The sequence below is a fragment of the Arcicella sp. GW458-12-2-14-TSB2 genome (assembly GCF_059423785.1).
This window is the reverse complement of sequence record NZ_JBWKYN010000070.1, coordinates 1-19,083: the sequence shown is the minus strand read 5'-3', so window position 1 is coordinate 19,083 and position 19,083 is coordinate 1. Positions and strand designations below refer to the sequence as shown.

The window sequence follows — 19,083 nt, the reverse complement described above, 5'->3', positions numbered from 1 at the left end:
ACGCTAAACGGTTTCCAGAATCATCGATTCTAACGTCAGTCCTGGCCCAAAAGCACAGCTTAGAATATGTTGGTTTTTGCGAACATTTGCTACATCTTCGATGATTGCCTTCAATACAAAAAGTACTGTTGCCGACGACATATTTCCGTAATCCCTCAGAATCTGATAGGCATACCGATTGTCCTCCACACTAATACTTAGCGCCGTTTCAATGGCTTCTAAGATAGCTTTTCCCCCAGGATGCATAGCATATAATGAAATATCCTCTGTAATCAACCCACAGTTTTCTAATAATTTATCTGTTAGTGCCTTAATGCCTGATTTTACCAATTTCGGAATGTATGAAGTGAGCGTCATTTCAAAGCCAAAGTCGGCTACTTGCCAAGCCATATCTTGTTTTCCTTCAAGGTACAAATCACAAAAAAACGATTTTAATGCCAATGATTGCCCCGTCGCTGAAGGCGTTCCTGTTACTAAAACAGCCGCAGCTCCATCTGCAAATAATGCATTGGATAAGAGAAAATCCTCATCCATTTTTTTCTGGAAATGAAGTGTGCATAACTCCACACAAATAACCAATACCTTCGCTGTTGGATTAGCTTTACAGATAACATCGGCCATTTTTAAGCCATTAAATGCCCCGTAACAGCCCATGAAATTAATAGCGGTTCGCTGAATAGTAGTGTTTAACTTTAAAGATGCAATAATTTCAATATCAAGTCCAGGAGCATACATTCCTGTGCAACTTACGGTAATGATGTGCGTGATGTCTGGAAAAGTGCCTAAGTTATCAATCGCTTTTAGGCAAAGAGGCAATGCATATTTTTTATAGGCAAGCATTCTTTGAGAAATACTTGGGAATGGTTCTAAATCTAATGTATTTGGGTAAAATTCGTACTCATCAATAGTTTTACCATAATCTGTTAATACAGAATATCGTTGATTGATTTTGGTAGAACGATACAGCGCTTTTAGTCTTCGTTGGTCGTATTCATTCATTTGAAGTGCAGAAGCCATGAATTCCGCAATTTGAATCTGTGGAAAACAGTTTTCAGGAACAGCCGTACCTATAGCATTGATAAAACTCATAAATGATTATGGTATTAACCGTTTGTTGATAATGAAAGCTACGCATTATACATGATAATACAAATGATATACGAAATTGGAAGGATAATTGTTTTAATATAGTCGGATAGATGTCACTTTATATTATTTTATCATTCATTTGTAGGTATTCTACTACTTTTTCAAGCATTTTTGTATGTCCAGCTTCAAGTGTTATCATCTGAGCATTTGGTAATTTTTGTGAGAGAGGCAATACTTGTTTAGTCGGTAGAATAGTATCGTATTTTCCTGTGAAAATACTTACTTTAATATTTCGTGAATTAATTACTGCTGATAGTTTGCTCATATCAAACTTTAAATGCCTAAAACCAGTCCATGATTCAAAAACTTGCTTTTTTTTGCGAGGAGTATCAAGCATTCTATGGGCAAAGCGTATAGAACTTTCGGGGACAATCCGCATTTTGGCAAAAAACTTGGTTAATACCAATAGCTTATCTTCTTTAAAAATAACGTATTTGAATAACCTCCTCGTCAGATTAAAATGTGTGGCAAAGGCATAAATTGGATGCTCAGAAATGCCATCTGGCGCAATTAGTATTAGGTTTTCAACTTTTTCGGGAAAAGCTTCTAGTGTAGCCAAGGCAAATCTACCACCCATACTAAAGCCTACTATTGAAAAAGAATCGATCTTATTTTGTTGTAGAAAACTGTTCAAAAAATCTTTCCAAATGTTTTTGGTAATAATGCCATTTATGGGATGGTTATTGAGGCTTTTTCCATGAAAAGGGAGGTCAAAAGCATAGGTAGTGTAGGTATTAGCGAAGGTTTCGCCAAATTGTTGGAAACACAAAAAATCCTGCCCAATTCCATGAAAGGCGAGCAGGATTTTTTGTCCGTTTCCAAATTTTTGAAAATGTAATTCCATTAATTATTAATGACCTTTACCGCCTGAAACAACAGCATTATCAAAATCAATTCCTTGTCTTCTCAATACACTTTGTACTCTTATTCCAAAAAATACTAAGTAAGAGAAACAAATAATTGGTACAAAATACGATTGTTGAATACCGATTGTATCAGCCACGATACCTTGTAGTACTGGTACTACGGCGCCACCACAAATCATCATAATCATGTATGCGGAACCTTGGTTGGTATATTTTCCTAACCCTGCTGTACCCAACGAGAAAATACATGGCCATAAAACCGAGCAGAACAAACCTCCACTAATGAAAGCAAATAAAGTAACAGTTCCGCTAGATACTAAACCGATAATCATGGCTAAAGCACCCATTCCAGAGAAAACTAAGAGTGTTCTTACAGGCTTTTCATCGCAGTAGAAGAACGCCGCAATCATAATCAATACGCAAATACCATAAGCGTACAAATCGCTCATATTGCTTCCGTGCAATGTATTTACACCTAAAACAATGGCAAAAGCTACGAATGGCACAATGATAGTCAATAGTTTTTTAGTAGTCGGAGTAACGTCAAAATTGCTGATTGAGGCCGTCCAACGACCAATCATCATACTTCCCCAGAACATCGAAACGTAGTGTGAAATCTGAGAAGAATCTAAGCCTTGAGTTACTTTTAAGTATTCACCTAAATTACTACCGATGGTTACTTCAACCCCCACGTACATGAAGATAGCAAACATACCCATTAATAATTGTGGGTATTTCAATACACCTGTTCCGATTTCTACTTCTTCGTCGTTTGTTATTCTTGGTAGTTTAGAAACTTTGAAGAAAATAGCCATTAATACAAAAAGTGCTCCTAGAATCAAATAAGGTAATTTCACAGATTCGATGGTTGCATTTTTAGCAGCATCGGCCGCAATTGAACCAAATATGGCGAAGCTGATGATAACTGGGCCAATAGTCCCTCCTAAATTGTTTACAGCACCACCTAAGTTAATTCTGTGTGAACCCGTTTCTGGTGGTCCGAGGGCAATCATAAATGGCTGTGTAGCCGTTTGTTGAAGCGAGAACCCTAAACCTACAATAAACAATGCTGACAATAATAAAGGAAAAGATTTCATTTCGGCTGCTGGATAAAATAGCAAAGTACCTAACGCCGATATAATTAAACCGTACACAATCCCATTTTTGTAGCCGATTTTGTTTAAGATATCACTTTTTATGGCACTTGAAACGATAAAGTATAAAATAGAACCAACCGTATAAGCGATATAAAATGCAAAATCAACCAATTGTGCTTGCCATTGTTCTAAACCAAATTTTTCCTTGAATAAAGGAATTAAAATACCGTTTGAGGCAGCAACGAAACTCCAAAAGAACCATACTGTCATTAAAGTATAAAGATGGGACTTTTGATTGGATTGTGTGGTCATTGAAAACTTGTTTAAGGGTTATTTTTTGAATGAAGCGGTTTAAACTTTCGGATTCTGAGGTGAAAGTATTGTATTTTTGAATTGATTTTTTCAAAATTTGCGAAGCATAGCATCGCTACGTTGAGTAAATTTTGGAACAAGCTATTCTAAAAGACTTAGTTTAACCCGAAACGGAAAGTTTAAACAGCTTCGATAATTAAAAAGGATAATTTTACTTTAAAACTAATACTTTTTAATTGTTTCGTCAAAAATATATTAATAAAATACTAGAGTCTTTACTTATATTGCCGATTAAGCTTCAAAAGAGTCTATTCACTACTGAACATATATATCTGCTGAGTCATAAACTACTACTTTAGACCATAGGTAATGATTATCTGCTCCGAATTTTTTATGTAATGGATGTACCAAATACTTTTCTTCATCTTCTTTACTAGCAAAAATCAACATTACTGAAAAAGAATAAGAAGCGTCAGTTACGGGCTTGTCAAAATCATTGATAGAAGGAAGTCCAATATGTGCAGATTTGATTACTTCGATTTTTCCTAAAGCTTTCAAGGCTGCTAATAATTGGTCATGGTCTTTTTTATTAGAAGGGTCTTTCAACCAGAAAAATACATGATGAATAAACGAAAGTTTGCCAGCTACTGGTGCAGCGGCTTCTGAATCTGTGGTAGCAATACCTGTCATAATAGTTCCTGTAGCTAAAGCTACTGTTGAGTTTTCTAAAAATTGTCTTCTAGTTGATTTTTGCATGATTTTGGATGAGATAAGTAAAATTTACAATGTTTTTGAAGAGTTTCGCAACAAATATATCTTTTCTTGACTTAAGTCTATCATGAAATACCTGTGAACTATTTTTATAGCGATATCGGTTAACTCTATAGATTAAACATTTTTTGTAATTTACGGCTTAATTAATACCCATTTCCCTAAAACATACATTATGAATATTGCTATTATTGCCACATCGCCCAGAAAAAACAGCAACTCATTACGCTTTTCTAAATACCTCCAAAAAGTACTCTATGCAGAAGGTTTTGAGTCAACCACGGTGGTAGATTTTCATCATTTTGATATTCCTTCAGTAGGAAGAGGAGTAATTAATAAAGATGAATTAACTCCTTTTCAAAGCGAATTGATTGGTGCTTGGGCAAAAGCCGATTTAGTTTTTTTTGTAAGTCCAGAGTATAATTGGACGGTGAACGGAGATTTATTAAATGCGCTACACCAATTAGGTTCAAAGGATTTTGTGCATCTTTTTGATAACAAAGTATTTGCTTTGGCAGGGGTTTCGAACGGACGTGGCGGAAAAATTCCTTGTTTAGAATTGACAACCGTGATTAATAAAATTATCAATTTCACGCATCAATATTCAGTGGTTTCGCCAAGAATCTATGAGTCGCATGAAACATCATCAAATTTAGATGAGCATTCAGAATCAACAGGTAATAAAATATATGAATTTACTGTAAAATCTTTTGTTGAATACGCCGTGGCTGTGGCACAGAGGTGGGTGAAATAGTTGTGATTGAGTGAGTGAGTGAGTTGTGATTTAGTGAGTTTTTAGTTGTGAGTTAGTGAATTGTGAGTTAGGTTTTTTAATTGTAAGCTAGTGATTGAACAATTTAAAAGGAGCTTCGTCGTAAATCAATTATCCCAAAATTATTTTATTTTTTTAATCACTAACTCACAACTCACTCATTCACAACTAAATCCTCACTAACTGTATCTATCATTCCTCCAAGGATAAGCTGTATTTGAATAGCCTCTTTCTTCCCAAAAACCTAGCTTGTTTTTAGGCATAAATTCTATTCTTTTAATCCACTTAGAGCCTTTCCAAGCATATAATTGTGGCGTAATCATCCGTAATGGTCCGCCGTGTTCTACAGCCAAAGGTTGACCGTCTACGGTATGCACCAACAATACATCTGGCTTTAGGGCTTCTTCTAATGACACATTCGTTGTATAAGTGTCATAGCCATAACACATTATGTGCGTAGCAGTTTCTTTGGGTTGTACTAAGGCCGCTAAATCTAACAAACGTACGCCTTGCCATACCATATCTAGTTTAGACCAAGTAGTTACACAGTGAAAATCTGATACATCCTCCGTTTGTGGCAAAGCCATAAAATCATCCCATGTTAATATCAATGGCTTTTCTACTTCGCCATCAATAATCAATCGCCATTTGTCTAAAGGGATTTTTGGTTGATACCCCAAGTCTAATACAGGCCATTTAACAGTTAGGGTTTGTCCCACTGGAGTAGTTGGCATACCGTGCCTATTGATAGGCCCCTTTCCTTGAGGTTTTGAATCAGCCATTGAAGGCGTCGCTTTCATTTTTTCTTCAAAACGAGCTTTCAATTTCATTCTAGCCTCAATGATACGGTCGAGCTTATCGTCTTGATGTTGTTCGTTTTCCATAGTAGTATTTTTTAAGCGTTGAGCTTTTTGTCTATTTTTTTTTACCCGCAGATTTACGCTGAAAACTTACGCAGATGACGGAGATTTTTAATTTATCACAACTTTAAATCAGCGATTTCAAATCTGTGAAATCAGCTAGTAAAATATCTTCCGCAGATTTACGCTGAAAACTTACGCAGATGATGGAGAATTTAATTTATCGAAACTTTAAATCAGCGGTTTCAAATCTCTGAAATCAGCGGGTAAAATATCCTCCACAGATTTCTACTACAAAAGTATAATCATAATCTATACTCTATAGTTTCTTCGGCATTAATTTTTAACCATAAAAATGCACCAATAATTACGATGATACCAAGTAACAACACAGGGAAATTGTACCCAAAATTAGTCACTAGATATCCAAAACTTACGGTGTTTAAATAAGCAACTAATAATCCTGCTGAATTCATGGCTCCAGAAATTGACCCACTTCTTTTTCCTCCAATATCCATTGAAACCGCCCAAGCTACTGGCGCAGTAACATCCATAAAAGCCATGCCCAAGGAAAGCAAGACAATAGCCACAGTATTGTTGACAGTAAGGGCCGAGATAATTAAAAATATACCTGAAATACCCATACCAATCATCGGAACAATTCTTCGTCCCCATTTCTTACCATACTTCTTTACTAAAATATCGCTAATAAAGCCACCCATAAAACAACCAAAGGCTGCTAATAAAAAAGCGATAGAACTGATATATTTTAGTTGGTCTTCGCTGACCCCTCTACCTTGTTGCAAGTATTTAGGCAACCATGTTTGAAAGAAATAAATGCCTGTTGCATAGCAAGCGTACATTCCCATCAGAAACCATAAGTTTTTACTTTTCAGAAATTTCCTAAAAGGTACTTTATCTGCATGATTATCTAATTGACGCTTCGCTAAGATTTCATCTAACTCACTCTTTGAAATATCTTTTGCCTGCGTAGGGTCTTCTTTGTGCCAAAAGTACCAGAAAATCACCCAAATTACGCCTACAAAGCCTAATACATAGAAAGATGCCTCCCAACCATACCGCTGTTGAATCGGAATTACCACTAGCGGTGTTAAACCCGCCCCTAAACGCGAAGCACCCCAAATGATGGCTTGGGCTTGTCCACGTTCGTTAGCAGGAAACCATTTTGCCAAGGCAATAGCAATATTAGGATATGCACCCGCTTCGCCAATGCCAAACAAAAACCTAATACCAAGGAGCATGACAAAGCCCGTAGAGAAACCCGTTAATACTGTAAAAAACGACCACCATAACACTACTCTAATCAAAACCGATTTTGCCCCGATTTTATCACCCAATAAACCTGTTGGAACTTCAAAAAGGGCATAAGCTAAAGTAAATGAGCCTAAAATCCAACCCCATTGTACGGGCGAAAGTCCTAGTTCTTTTGTGATACGTTCTCCTGCGGTAGAAAATGCAATACGGTCTAGAAAAGTTATGACAGATAAAATGGCAAGTACTAACAGCACTTGGTGACGTTTTTTCATTATTAAAAGGGTTTATTTAGATGGTTAAAGATAAGTAATAGTTATGGATTATAATTTCAAAAAACTGATATTCACTATAATTATACTGTTCAATTTATTGAATATTCATCAATGCTACATACGTTTCAAGTCCGTTCCAAAGGTTTTGTATTCTGATGTTTTCATTTTCAGCATGCTGATTATTATCATGATTGGCAATAGGGACAGTAATGGTAGTAGTTGACAAATATTTGCCAAATAAATACAAAGGCAAACTTCCACCTGAGCTTGGCATCAACACGATGTCCTCTTTAGAAGTACTCTGCACAGCTTTAATGATAAGTTGAGCGATTGGCAAATCCATTTTAGTCCGTTGAGCATTGTATCCATCTTTGGCTTGCACACGGGCAATGAGGGGATATTTTAATCGCTCTTCGTCTGTAATACTTTCGTTGGTCGTGACATAATAGCCTTGAGCTTTGATATGATTAATTACTTTTTGTACCTGTCGTTGAGCATCATTTCCTAGCACTAAGCGTAAGTCTAAAGCCGCTGTAGCCGAGGTAGGAATAATATTGGCAACCATTTTGCCTACATTGGCACTCGCTATGCCATTGATATTTAAAGAAGGCAAACTAATTAATTCTGCTAATGATTTACCATCACCTTCGGCACGAACAAAACCTAATTCATTTTTCATTTGTTCGTCGGGAGGAGGAATATTAGCTAAAGCTTGTTTTTCTAAGGCTGTTAAAGGTGTAACATCATCATAAAAATCTTTGATTAATACTTTACCTTTTTCATCTTTCATAGATGCCAATAGATTAACTAATAAATTCGCAGGGTTAGGAGCCCAGTTGCCATAATGCCCACTATGGAGTGGTCGTTTTGAGGCATATACCTTTATTTCCATATTTACATCTCCGCGTACACCAAACACAACCTGTTTGCGTCCAGATTGATGTACTGGCCCATCACAAATGACCCAAAGGTCAGCTTTGAGTTTATCTTTATGCCTATCTAAAATTTCTTCCAAGTGTGTAGAACCCGCTTCTTCTTCCCCTTCAAAAAAGAATTTCAAATTAACTTTCGGACTAATACCCATTTTTGTCATAGCCTGATAAGCTGACAGAATAGTAAAAACTCCTGCTTTGTCATCAGAAGCACTGCGACCATAAATTCGCCATTCGGGATTGATACTTTCTGTGGCCTTAGGCGTAGGAATAATTGTTCCGCCCTTTTCTAAAGAACCATTTAAGAAAACCGCTTCAAAAGGCTTTATACCTTCTGCCCATTGGTTTGGGTTTACTGGCTGACCGTCGTAATGAGCATAGAACACCAATGTTTTTGTAGCATTGGGCACAATTACTTCGCCAAAAATAGCAGGAGGAACACCTTTGGTTTTGGCATCTAACTTTTGAGCTTTGATACCCCTTTCCTCCATCATTTTTACGATATAGTTAGCAGTCTTCTGAATGCCGACGGTATCATACACTACATTAGGAATAGACAGCAGTCCCATGAATTCATTCAAAAGACGATGTTCATTCGCTTTACGAAATTCACGTGTTTTTTCTACTAAAACATTTTGCGAGAAGGCAGACAAAAGAGTGAGACTGAGTATGGTAAGTAAAAAATAGCGTTTCATGGATGAAGTATGGATTTTAGTTTACCCAAACTTACATTTTGCAACGCATAAAACAAAATTGAGGGGAGGAGGATGTGGGACTTGAGGATAGAGGACTTTAGGACTGGAGGAGGTTGGATTGTAAACGTTAGATTTTAGACTTAAGGATAAAGGACTTTAGGACTAGAGGAGGTTGGATTGTAGACGTTAGATTTTAGACTTAAGGATAAAGGACTTTAGGAATGGAGGAGTTTGGATTATTGACATTAGACAAAAGACTTTGAAACCGTGGTCTGTGGCATACAGAACACGGTTTAAAGAACACAGTAAAATCCAACCTCCTCTAGTCCTCTAGTCCTACAGTCCTTTATCTCAAAATCTAGTAAGTCTTCCAGTCCTAAAGTCCTTTATCCTCAAGTCTTGTATCTAATGTCTAACATCCCCAAATCTACCAAAAAATAAAAAGCCGAGATAATTATCTCGGCTTTCATTTCACTATCAAACAAACCTGTAAACTACTAAATAAGATTGTTTTTAGCCAAATACTCTACAATTTGCACAGCGTTAGTAGCAGCACCTTTACGAAGGTTATCCGCTACAATCCACATATTGATGGTATTAGGTTGTGTTTCATCACGACGGATACGTCCAACAAAAACCTCATCCTTACCATGTGCATTAATAGGCATTGGATATACAAAATTCTTAGGGTCATCCTGTAAGATTACGCCCTCTTCATTTGCTAAAATATTTTTTACTTCTTCTACGTCGAAGTCATTTTCAAATTCAACATTTACTGCTTCAGAGTGTCCACCAATCGTTGGGATACGCACTGTAGTAGCTGTTACCGCGATAGAATCATCCAACATGATTTTCTTGGTTTCATTCACCATTTTCATCTCTTCTTTGGTATAACCATTATCCAAGAATGAATCAATGTGTGGTAAAACGTTCAAATCAATTTTGTGTGGATATACCGCAGGTACATCTGTACGACCTTCACGTTCTGCGAATAATTGATCAACTGCCGCTTTGCCCGTTCCTGTTACTGATTGATACGTAGACACAACAACACGTTTGATTTTATATTTTTTGTGTAAAGGGTTCAACACTACAACCATCTGAATTGTAGAACAATTCGGGTTAGCAATGATTTTATCTTCTGGTGTTAATGTAAACGCATTAATTTCTGGTACTACTAGTTTTTTAGTAGGGTCCATTCTCCAAGCTGAAGAATTATCTACTACTGTAATCCCTGCCGCTGCAAATTTCGGAGCTAATTCCAAAGATGTACCACCACCTGCCGAGAAAATCGCCACGTTTGGTTTCATCTTAATAGCATCATCAAAACCAACAACGGTGTACTGTTTACCCTTAAATTCTACCTGTTTACCTACTGAACGCTCAGAGGCAACTGGGATGATTTCTGTTACTGGGAAGTTACGTTCCGCTAACACTTTAAGGATTTCGCCACCGACCAAACCTGTGGCTCCGACTACTGCTACTTTCATTTTAAAAATTGATTATTAATTGATTATATAAAAAAATACTTAAAAATTATGCTTTAATCCAACTCCCACTATCGCCTGATGATCAGGTGTTGTCTGTACATTTAGCCCGATTTCGTTATTACGGATAACCTCATTATAACGATTAATCGCATTAGATAAATGCATATTTGCTTTTACATTTAAATAGGTCGAAATCAATAACGTACTGCCGACTGTTGACCAATAAAAACCGCTGGATACCTTATCTCTATTAAAAACTGTATAAAGCGAAACCCCCGCAGGAATAATATTGATTAGCTTAACTAGCTTTTGTTGCTGTTTATAAGTCAGGAATTCCACACTTACTTTGGGGTCTCTGGCTTGCAACAAGGGTATTTGTAAGGCCGCTGCGTTGTCGATAATCTGTCTGTCGTAAATAAATTTTACGCCAAACAATTGTCGCTTAACTGAAATCGGATACAAAGTTCTTTTTACTTCCTGAGCAAAGGTTTTAAAACCTATACATAATAAAAAGCATATTAAAATCTTAGTTTTCATGGCTTCTTTCGTGCGATTTATCTTTCAAAAAAATCACAGCGTTGAATAGTCGTCAGAATCATTGAAATTTAATTTCCTTTGAAAGTCAGGGAAAATAAAAAGTTTGCAAAATTACTTGATAAAGTTGGAAGAGAAAAGGAATCTGCTGGGAATAGTAGAGTAAATTTGTAGGAATTCTTGTTTTTTATTGAAATTTTACTTCTATCCGAAGGAATATAGTCTATTTGGACTAATACAATAATTGATTTTTACATCAAATTCGTTTACATCCTCAATGTTGTCAATGGGTTCTTCTAAGCATAAGCCAATTGTAATGAGGTCTGGAGCACATTGCTTAAGAAACCGATCATAAAAACCTTTACCATAGCCCACACGGTTGCCTGCCATATCGAAAATCAATAACGGAACGATTACCATTGAAATATCAATAGGCAAAACGGGAATAGTTGGAATAGGCTCTGGAATACCCCACTTGTTTTCAACCAATTGACTTTTATCGTATAGAAAATGTTCCATCTCGTTGGTTTCAAGAATACTTTTGGGCACAACTAATTGTACGTGAGGAAATTCCTGCTGAATTTTATCAATTATCAAAAAAGTATTAATTTCATGATGCCTGATAATAGGCAGAAAAATATGAAGATATTCAATCGTAGAAAGATTGAAATGCTGAAAGAACAAATCGCAAATAGCTTGACTCTTTTCGGTGATACTTTCCTGACTGAGTGCTTTTCGTTGAGCTAAATAATGTTTTCTAAGGGTCGCTTTATTCATGCTGTTTTTAGATTAATGGCTCATTTACAGCATCTTTTACCCAAATACCATTGTTTTCTACGGTTAGTGTTACCTCTCTGCCACAAGGTATTGCCCAGTTGGTAGGTTCGTGACCAACTGGGAAATCATAACATACAGGGAAACTATATTCAGCAACGGCATCCTCGATAATCTGATTAGCTGTTTTTCCGAATTGTACTTCATTGTCTTCTAAGTCAGAAAAATGCCCTACAATCAGACCTGCCAAAGACTTTAATTTTCCTGAACGTTTTAGCTGAATCATCATACGGTCGATGCTGTATAAATATTCACCTACGTCTTCCAGAAACAATATTTTCCCTGTCGTATCAATATCAGAGTTTGAACCAATGATATGAGTCAACATCGCTAAATTACCTCCTACTAATTGCCCTTGGGCAATACCTATTTTATTTAAAGCATTCGCTGGAATATGATAGTCTAGGGGTTCGCCAAAAAGCACTTTTCTGAAGGTTTCTAATGCATATTCACCACCATCTTGCATAAATAATTTAAGCATGGTAGCATGAACACTTTCAATGTTTAGGTTATGAATATGGCAAAGCACCGCCGTAATATCTGAAAACCCAGTAACCCATTTAGGATGTTGAATGAATTGTGAGAAGTCTATCCTATCTAATAACCGTGAGCTACCATAACCACCTCTTGCCGAAATAATGGCTTTGATATTGGGGTCATCTAGCATCATCTGGAAATCATTAGCCCTGATTTCATCAGTTCCTGCAAATTGATGATACTTACTAGTCAATGAAGTACCCAACACTACATTTAGCCCCCATACCTTTTCTATTACCTCAATAGCAGGTTTTATTAATTCAAAATCTACTTTGCATGCCAATGCTACTAGGCCAACAGTATCTCCTTTTTGTAATGCTTTTGGTTGAATCATTTTATAATGATAAAGGCGAATTGCTGATACAGAATCCCCTTATTTTTTGTTTTATTTCAGTTTTATAGCTCACTTGATAGAGGCGCATCCTGAATATCTGATAATTTACGCAAGTCTAGCGTTACTACTCCAGCACCTGGAACATCGCTAAACATAGGAAGAAATTTCGCACCTACTACTACTTCACGTGCATGAAAAGAAGTACGCGAATTTACCGTTTGATTATAAGTCTCTTCTGTAGCTTTCAGCAATACTAAAAACTCAGCGTCACTTGATAACAAATCCTCTTTAGTCAAGCCAAACAGCGGACTATCTTCTGTAATCGGATGCACAATAGTCCAATTAGCCGGGAAAAAATTGACTTTGCTTCTTTCTAATTTTAGTCCGTAATACCTTCTCACTGTTTTCCCTTTGCTTTCATTTCTTAGCATGGATACCGCCAGTTCAACTTGTAAATCAATTAATTGATTATCTTGTTCGTTCACAATTCTAAACATAAAGCCCGTAATGTCCAGATAAGGTGCAATAATAGCTTTGTCGGAATATAAGATTCTGGCAACTGGCCTTGAAAAACGGCCATAAAGTAAACTAGTAGCCAAGGCAAAAATCAACAAGCCTAATAGCGATTCAATAGCCGCGATAGTGCTTGCCCAAAAACCAACGGGGGCAATTCTTCCATAACCAACCGTAGTTAGTGTTTGTGAAGAAAAGAAGAAGGCATCCATAAAGCCCGAGCCTTTGGTCGTTAAATCCACACCTTGTAGGTGTTCAATTCCTACGGCTTGATAAAGGCAGGCAAAGATAAAATTCAATATTAAGTAAAAGGCAACAATGAGGATAAAAAAGCGTTTCCATGAACAGATAATAAGCTCATTAAATATATTATAGCGTCCCCAGAAATTACCACCAATTCTTTTAACATTAAAACTACCATCTTTATTGAGGAGCCTAGTGTCAGGGTCAGTAATTTGAGTGCCAAAGCCTAAATCTCTACGTTTTTCTTCAGCCTCAACAAGTTTACTTTTTTTGTGTCGAAGTATAGCCATGAATTTATTTGAAGTCAAAAACAGTTAAAGATAATGAGTGAAAATAAAACAGTTGACCGTTTACTCAAAAATCTTTGTAAGGAAAACAAACCTTTTGTAAATTGCTAAGGTATAAAAAGGCTATTTAGCTAAAATCTGAAAGTACTAAAGACAATCTTTCAGAAAGTTGGACGTCGGATTCACTAAAATATCTTAAAGTACAATATAATTAAAATTACTTTATCCAATTATCTTTGCTAAAAAGGAGAAAACCGTTTTAGATAAAAATCTCACAAAGCAAGACCAACTTATAAAACATGAAAAAGATATTCTTTACTTTTCTTATATCCCTGATAGCTTTTGCTGGGAAAGCACAAATCGCTGCGAATACAGCACCCAATACTAGCCTTGTTCCTAAAGCAAACAAAGCTAAAATTAATTGGATGACTTTGGAGCAAGCGTATGCGGCTACTCAAAAAGAGCCAAGAAAAATTTTAATTGATGTATATACAGGCTGGTGCGGTTGGTGCAAGGTGATGGATCAAAAAACTTTTACGGATGAAAAAGTAGCTGAATTTGTCAATCAAAAATATTATGCTGTAAAATTGGATGCTGAAATGAAGGATACCATCAGAATTGGCAAACAACAATATATCTGGGAAAATGGGTACAATCAGGCAGGTGTTGCGCTTTTACAAGGAAAGATGAGTTTCCCGACGATAGTGTATTTAGATGAGCAATTTAATATGATTCAGCCAGTGGCAGGTTATCAAGAAGCACAGCAGTTTCATCAGATAGTTACTTTTTTTGGAGATAACCACTACCGTAAAGGGAACTGGGAAAAATATCAAAAAGAGATATATCCTCAACAGTATAGTCTGAATAATAAGTAATTATTTAAAGGACACCAATAATAGGTATTAATAGGGACTTATTCTTATTTTAAATATGTTAGAGTTTGTCAAGTTTTTTTGTAAATTCCACTATTATTTCCTATTTCACAACAGACAAAATGAAAATAAACCTTTACGTTTTTCTTATTCTAATCCTTATTACTTCAACAGCTGCATTTCAACCTTTAGGAAATGAAGATGAAGAGTTAATAGAAACATTCAGGCGAATCAATGATGAAGTAGTAGCCAATAGTAGGGCTTACGAAACGTTAGGAGACGCTTGTAAAACAATCGGACACCGCCTTACAGGCAGTGCTAATGGCAAAAGGGCTGAGGAGTATACTTATAACTTATTAAAATCTTATGGTTTTAAAGATGTAAAATATCAGCCATTTCAAGTAGAGGCTTGGTCAAGGGATACCGTGACGTTAGCAATTGCCCCTAAAAAAAGTGATAACTTCCATGACATAGAAGTAGTGTCATTGGCAATGACACCCGTTGAAGCCAAAGTAACTGCTGAACTTGTGGATGTAGGAAATGGATTAGAACCAGATTTTCAAGCAGTAAAAGACCAATTAACAGGAAAAATAGCCTTAGTAAACCTCGGATTGTTAGCCCCCTTTAAAGGAACTCGGAATTTACACCGTTCTGAAAAGACAGCCCTAGCCATGCAATATGGTGCAGCAGGGGTTATTTTTGTCAACACAGTAAAAGGAAATGTACTACTAACTGGTACAGCTTCGGTTACTGGAAGCCTAATAGCGATTCCAGCAGTGTGTGTGTCATTAGAGAGTGGCATCAAAATCCGCTCTTGGATGAGCGAGCAACCCAATTTGATGGGTGTAATAGACATGAAGAACTTTAGTAAAATGATTAAAGCTCGAAATGTTATCGCTACTATCAAGGGAGACAATAAAAAATACCGTGACGAGAAAATAGTAATTGGCGGACACCTTGATTCTTGGGATTTGGCCACTGGTGCGCTTGATAATGGCATAGGTTCGTTTTCTATTTTGGATATTGCCCGTACTTTCAAAGCATTAAATCTAAAACCTAAAAGAACGATAGAGTTTGTCATGTTCATGGGAGAAGAAGAAGGTTTGCTAGGCTCAAAAGCAATGATTGAGAAAAGTAAACGTAATAATTCACTAGAGAAAGTGGTGTTTATGTTCAACCTCGATATGGCTAATAATGCGAATGGATTTAATACGGCAGGAAGAGACGAAATGGTATCGTTGTTTACAAAAATAGGTGAGTGTATGCAAAAGGCTGTACCCGAATATAAAAACAATGTTATCAACCAAGCAGGGCTTCATTCAGACCATCAAAGCTTTATGTTGGAAGGAATACCGACGGCATCTCCGATTGGAGGAATCTCGCCTGATGCGGTAGGATGTTATCATGCCAATTGCGACCGTTTTGATTTGATTAACAAGAACGAAATGGTTAATACCGTAAGGTACACAACGATGATGTTGTATGGAATCGCCAATGTGGATAAGGTGCCAGCGAAAAAATTAGATTTTTACTCGACAAGAGATTTTTTTATAAAACAAAACCTGAAAAAAGAGTTAGAGCTTGGTAGAGAATGGCGATGGGGAGCAGAAGAATAATAGTGTATTCAACTGATTTTCAAGACAAATAATACGGGCTATTTAGTAATTAATTAATCCTTAATAATAATTTATAATATGGATTTTTTTCATCATAATATTGAAATTTCATCTGAGACAAAAGACAATATCATTAAAGTGATTGGTGTCGGCGGAGGAGGAAGTAATGCTGTTAGTCACATGTTCGAAATGGGGATTGATGACGTCGATTTTGTAGTGTGTAATACCGACTTACAGGCCCTGAATGATAATAAAGTTCCTGTAAAACTACAATTAGGCGAAATTTTGACAGAAGGACTTGGTGCTGGAACAGAACCAGAACAAGGAAGACTAGCTGCGCTGGAAAGTGAAGCTCAGATTAAAGCATTGTTACAACCAAGTACCAGAATGGTTTTTATTACGGCTGGTATGGGTGGAGGTACTGGAACAGGAGCAGCCCCAGAAATTGCGAGAATAGCCAAAGAATTGGATATACTAACAGTAGCGATTGTAACAGCTCCATACTCGTGGGAAGGTACAGAGAAAATTGAAGCGGCTAACCGAGGAATTGCTGAATTACAACGTACTTGTGATACTGTTTTGGTAGTATTGAACGATAAATTATTAGAAATTTATGAAGATTTAAACATCTTAGAAGCCTTTGAACATGCAGATGATGTACTGGCTAATGCTGCAAAATCAGTAGCGGAAGTAATTACAAAATCTGGTAAGATAAATGCTGACTTTAAGGATGTTAAAAAGGTATTAAGCAACGCTGGGCAAGCTGTAATGAGTACGGCTACTGCTAAAGGACCAAACAGAGCTAAAGAAGTTATTGAAAAAGCCCTTGATTCGCCATTATTAAACAACCGTGATATTAAAGGTGCGAAACGTGTATTAGTAACGATTGCAACAAGTGACCAGAAAGTAATGGCAGTAAAAGAACAAACAGCTATTACCGCCCATATCATGGAAGCTATCGGAAATTCTCCTGCTGGATTTAAACTCGGTTTTATCATTGATAACAACTTGGGGGATGATATGAGTATCACGGTAATAGCAGCAGGGTTTGATTTACCAGATGGACCCGTGCGTACACCTTTGAAACAACCTGTCAACGGTAATCATGCTAAAAAAGGAGTAAAAGTAGAACCCGTATCTTTACAGCCTTCAAATGTTGTGGAAGATGAAGAGTATAAGGAAGATGAAGACGAAGTAATAGAAGAAGAAAAACAACCTATTAAGCACGTTTTTCCTCCAAGAGAAGACGATACACCAAGATTACGAAAAATGATTGAAGATTTTGCAACCAAAATGCCAACTGATTCTGAAGATTTTGATACGCCAGCGTTTCAGCGTTATAATATTAAATTATTAGATATTTCTGAAATCCTTGAACTTGATTATCAGTCACATTCTTTATAATTGAAGCATATAGCATATCGTTATCAATCCCGCAAGCAATTCAAAATACTTGTGGGATTTTTATTAAACAATATTCAACTATCATTACAATTAATTAGTCGATGAAAAATTTCATTTTATTATTCTTAATGTGCTTTGTATTTACTAAAAGTAATGCTCAGGATAAAATAAAAGACCTTACTACAGAAAGACAAACGCTATATCAAAAATACAAGGAATCAGAAAACCTATCGACAGGGCTTTTCGGTAATCGTTCGAAGGATGATATGCAAAAGACGATAGATGCTCTCAATGAAATTATTGATAAAGACAATGAAATCTTAAATGAATATCAAAGCCAGCAATCCAATGCTACTGCTGCTTTTACTGAAAAATATAATGAACTGATTCAGCAAAATAATGACCTTACCCAAAAGAATCATGATTTAGTAGAATTGACAGAAAGACATAAGGGTTTTTCAAAAGAGAATCATCAAATGCTAGAAGAGATTGAAAAATACCAAGGCGTATATATTGCTTTGTTGGGGTTGTCGTTGGTCGTAGCGATTGTGTTTATCATCAAGTATTTCAGCTTAAAAAATAAACTAAAAGAAGTTCAGAGACAATAGCTCAGGTTGAAGAGCGCCTAATTATAAGAATACAACATCCTGAATGATTTTTTCTCCTACTTCTTTATTGATAAGCTCAACGATTTTATTTTTTGCCATCAATAGTTCATTTCGGAGCGGAGCGGAATCTAATTGAATAAACAATTTTCCATCTTTAATATAAATTTGGGTTGTTCTGGAGGCAATCGGAGAACCCATGATTTTTTCCCAATAAGCAACGATATAAGTTTCGTTAAACTTAGAACGAATTTTATATAGCTCAAGCATATCTTCTATGGCATCCTTTAACGAGGATGCTCCTGTTTTTCTACGAACATTTTCTTTGTTATAATGATATACCTTCGACATACGCTTTTGGGGGATACTGCAAATGATTGAACCAAAGTTACGGTATTTGTTATTTTAATTGTTAATAAATTAGACCATCTCATTTTAAAATTCATAAAAACTATAAAATGTCTAGCCTTTTTTTATATATCCAACTACGAAATAGTCAGTTAAATATCAAATATACCAATACTTTTGTCGATTTTGTAAAGCTATCAAAGCCTTCGGTGATGGTTTATGATATTGATAATTTTTCTGATAATTTAACGATTCAGTATGCTATTAAACTAGTAAAAGAGTCGCCAAAAATACTTGTTTTTCTGGATACCGAAGAAGGAAGTAGCATCAAACAATTGATGGCATTATTGACTAATTTATTAGATAAATCAGAAAGTATTAAGGTACTTATAAATGGAGAAAATGAACGCCTTGAAAAAATGATAGGTATTTTAGACTACCAAAAAATTAGAGAAAATACTCAGG

At 36.1% G+C, this 19,083-nt stretch carries 18 protein-coding genes and 1 pseudogene; 6 read left to right on the top strand and 13 right to left on the bottom strand.

The features are described from left to right. Positions 1 to 3: 3 nt before the first annotated feature. From AC07XN_RS11905 to AC07XN_RS11890, 4 genes are all read right to left on the bottom strand, one after another. Positions 4 to 1,089, bottom strand: coding sequence for a type III polyketide synthase (locus tag AC07XN_RS11905; protein WP_494743241.1), 1,086 nt, complete (start codon positions 1,087 to 1,089; stop codon positions 4 to 6). Between the two features lie 118 nt (positions 1,090 to 1,207). After that, positions 1,208 to 1,993, bottom strand: a complete 786-nt coding sequence (locus AC07XN_RS11900; protein ID WP_494743240.1) for an alpha/beta fold hydrolase — start codon at positions 1,991 to 1,993, stop codon at positions 1,208 to 1,210. A 6-nt stretch (positions 1,994 to 1,999) separates the two neighbouring features. Continuing rightward, positions 2,000 to 3,424, bottom strand: a complete 1,425-nt coding sequence (locus AC07XN_RS11895; protein ID WP_494743239.1) for an MFS transporter — start codon at positions 3,422 to 3,424, stop codon at positions 2,000 to 2,002. 315 nt (positions 3,425 to 3,739) lie between these two features. Then, positions 3,740 to 4,180: a Dabb family protein gene (locus AC07XN_RS11890; RefSeq protein ID WP_494743238.1), complete on the bottom strand. Its 441-nt coding sequence runs from the start codon at positions 4,178 to 4,180 to the stop codon at positions 3,740 to 3,742. A gap of 190 nt (positions 4,181 to 4,370) precedes the next feature. On the opposite strand from AC07XN_RS11890, the gene AC07XN_RS11885 reads away from it, so the two are divergent. Beyond that, positions 4,371 to 4,949, top strand: coding sequence for an NADPH-dependent FMN reductase (locus AC07XN_RS11885; protein WP_494743237.1), 579 nt, complete (start codon positions 4,371 to 4,373; stop codon positions 4,947 to 4,949). 197 nt (positions 4,950 to 5,146) lie between these two features. On the opposite strand, the gene AC07XN_RS11880 is transcribed toward AC07XN_RS11885, so the two are convergent. The 8 genes from AC07XN_RS11880 to AC07XN_RS11845 all read right to left on the bottom strand — a co-directional run bounded on the left by AC07XN_RS11880 (position 5,147) and on the right by AC07XN_RS11845 (position 13,776). After that, a complete protein-coding gene (locus AC07XN_RS11880) occupies positions 5,147 to 5,851 on the bottom strand; it encodes a sulfite oxidase-like oxidoreductase (RefSeq protein WP_309924540.1) in 705 nt (234 codons plus the stop codon). Between the two features lie 281 nt (positions 5,852 to 6,132). Beyond that, on the bottom strand, positions 6,133 to 7,374 hold the full coding sequence (locus AC07XN_RS11875; protein ID WP_494743236.1) for an MFS transporter: 1,242 nt from the start codon (positions 7,372 to 7,374) through the stop codon (positions 6,133 to 6,135). Between the two features lie 94 nt (positions 7,375 to 7,468). Beyond that, positions 7,469 to 9,001, bottom strand: coding sequence for a M20/M25/M40 family metallo-hydrolase (locus tag AC07XN_RS11870; RefSeq protein WP_494743235.1), 1,533 nt, complete (start codon positions 8,999 to 9,001; stop codon positions 7,469 to 7,471). Between the two features lie 497 nt (positions 9,002 to 9,498). After that, complete coding sequence (locus AC07XN_RS11865) at positions 9,499 to 10,491, bottom strand: aspartate-semialdehyde dehydrogenase (RefSeq protein ID WP_494743234.1); 993 nt, start codon at positions 10,489 to 10,491, stop codon at positions 9,499 to 9,501. Between the two features lie 39 nt (positions 10,492 to 10,530). Next, on the bottom strand, positions 10,531 to 11,028 hold the full coding sequence (locus tag AC07XN_RS11860; protein WP_494743233.1) for a hypothetical protein: 498 nt from the start codon (positions 11,026 to 11,028) through the stop codon (positions 10,531 to 10,533). A gap of 201 nt (positions 11,029 to 11,229) precedes the next feature. Then, positions 11,230 to 11,802 carry a 5-formyltetrahydrofolate cyclo-ligase gene (locus AC07XN_RS11855; protein ID WP_494743232.1) on the bottom strand — a complete coding sequence of 191 codons (573 nt, stop codon included), beginning with the start codon at positions 11,800 to 11,802 and terminating at the stop codon, positions 11,230 to 11,232. A gap of 7 nt (positions 11,803 to 11,809) precedes the next feature. Then, the gene (locus AC07XN_RS11850; protein ID WP_494743231.1) at positions 11,810 to 12,730 is read right to left on the bottom strand and encodes a S66 peptidase family protein; all 921 of its coding nucleotides are present in this window, start codon (positions 12,728 to 12,730) and stop codon (positions 11,810 to 11,812) included. A gap of 62 nt (positions 12,731 to 12,792) precedes the next feature. Beyond that, positions 12,793 to 13,776 (bottom strand): ion channel, encoded by a 984-nt coding sequence (locus AC07XN_RS11845; protein WP_494743230.1) that lies wholly within the window; start codon positions 13,774 to 13,776, stop codon positions 12,793 to 12,795. Positions 13,777 to 14,072: 296 nt separating this feature from the next. Between AC07XN_RS11845 and AC07XN_RS11840 the strand changes: the two genes are divergently transcribed. From AC07XN_RS11840 to AC07XN_RS11825, 4 genes are all read left to right on the top strand, one after another. Then, positions 14,073 to 14,648 (top strand): thioredoxin family protein, encoded by a 576-nt coding sequence (locus AC07XN_RS11840; protein WP_494743229.1) that lies wholly within the window; start codon positions 14,073 to 14,075, stop codon positions 14,646 to 14,648. A 119-nt stretch (positions 14,649 to 14,767) separates the two neighbouring features. Continuing rightward, entirely contained in the window at positions 14,768 to 16,261 is a 1,494-nt protein-coding gene (locus AC07XN_RS11835; protein ID WP_494743228.1) for a M20/M25/M40 family metallo-hydrolase, read from the top strand. A 78-nt stretch (positions 16,262 to 16,339) separates the two neighbouring features. After that, positions 16,340 to 17,665: a cell division protein FtsZ gene (gene ftsZ / locus AC07XN_RS11830; protein ID WP_309924521.1), complete on the top strand. Its 1,326-nt coding sequence runs from the start codon at positions 16,340 to 16,342 to the stop codon at positions 17,663 to 17,665. Positions 17,666 to 17,766: 101 nt separating this feature from the next. Beyond that, entirely contained in the window at positions 17,767 to 18,273 is a 507-nt protein-coding gene (locus tag AC07XN_RS11825; protein WP_494743227.1) for a hypothetical protein, read from the top strand. A 21-nt stretch (positions 18,274 to 18,294) separates the two neighbouring features. Here AC07XN_RS11825 and AC07XN_RS11820 read toward each other — a convergent pair whose 3' ends face one another. Continuing rightward, entirely contained in the window at positions 18,295 to 18,621 is a 327-nt protein-coding gene (locus tag AC07XN_RS11820) for a DciA family protein (protein WP_309924515.1), read from the bottom strand. 107 nt (positions 18,622 to 18,728) lie between these two features. Here AC07XN_RS11820 and AC07XN_RS11815 point away from each other — a divergent pair. Further along, a pseudogene (locus AC07XN_RS11815) lies at positions 18,729 to 19,083 on the top strand (hypothetical protein); the annotation flags it as partial.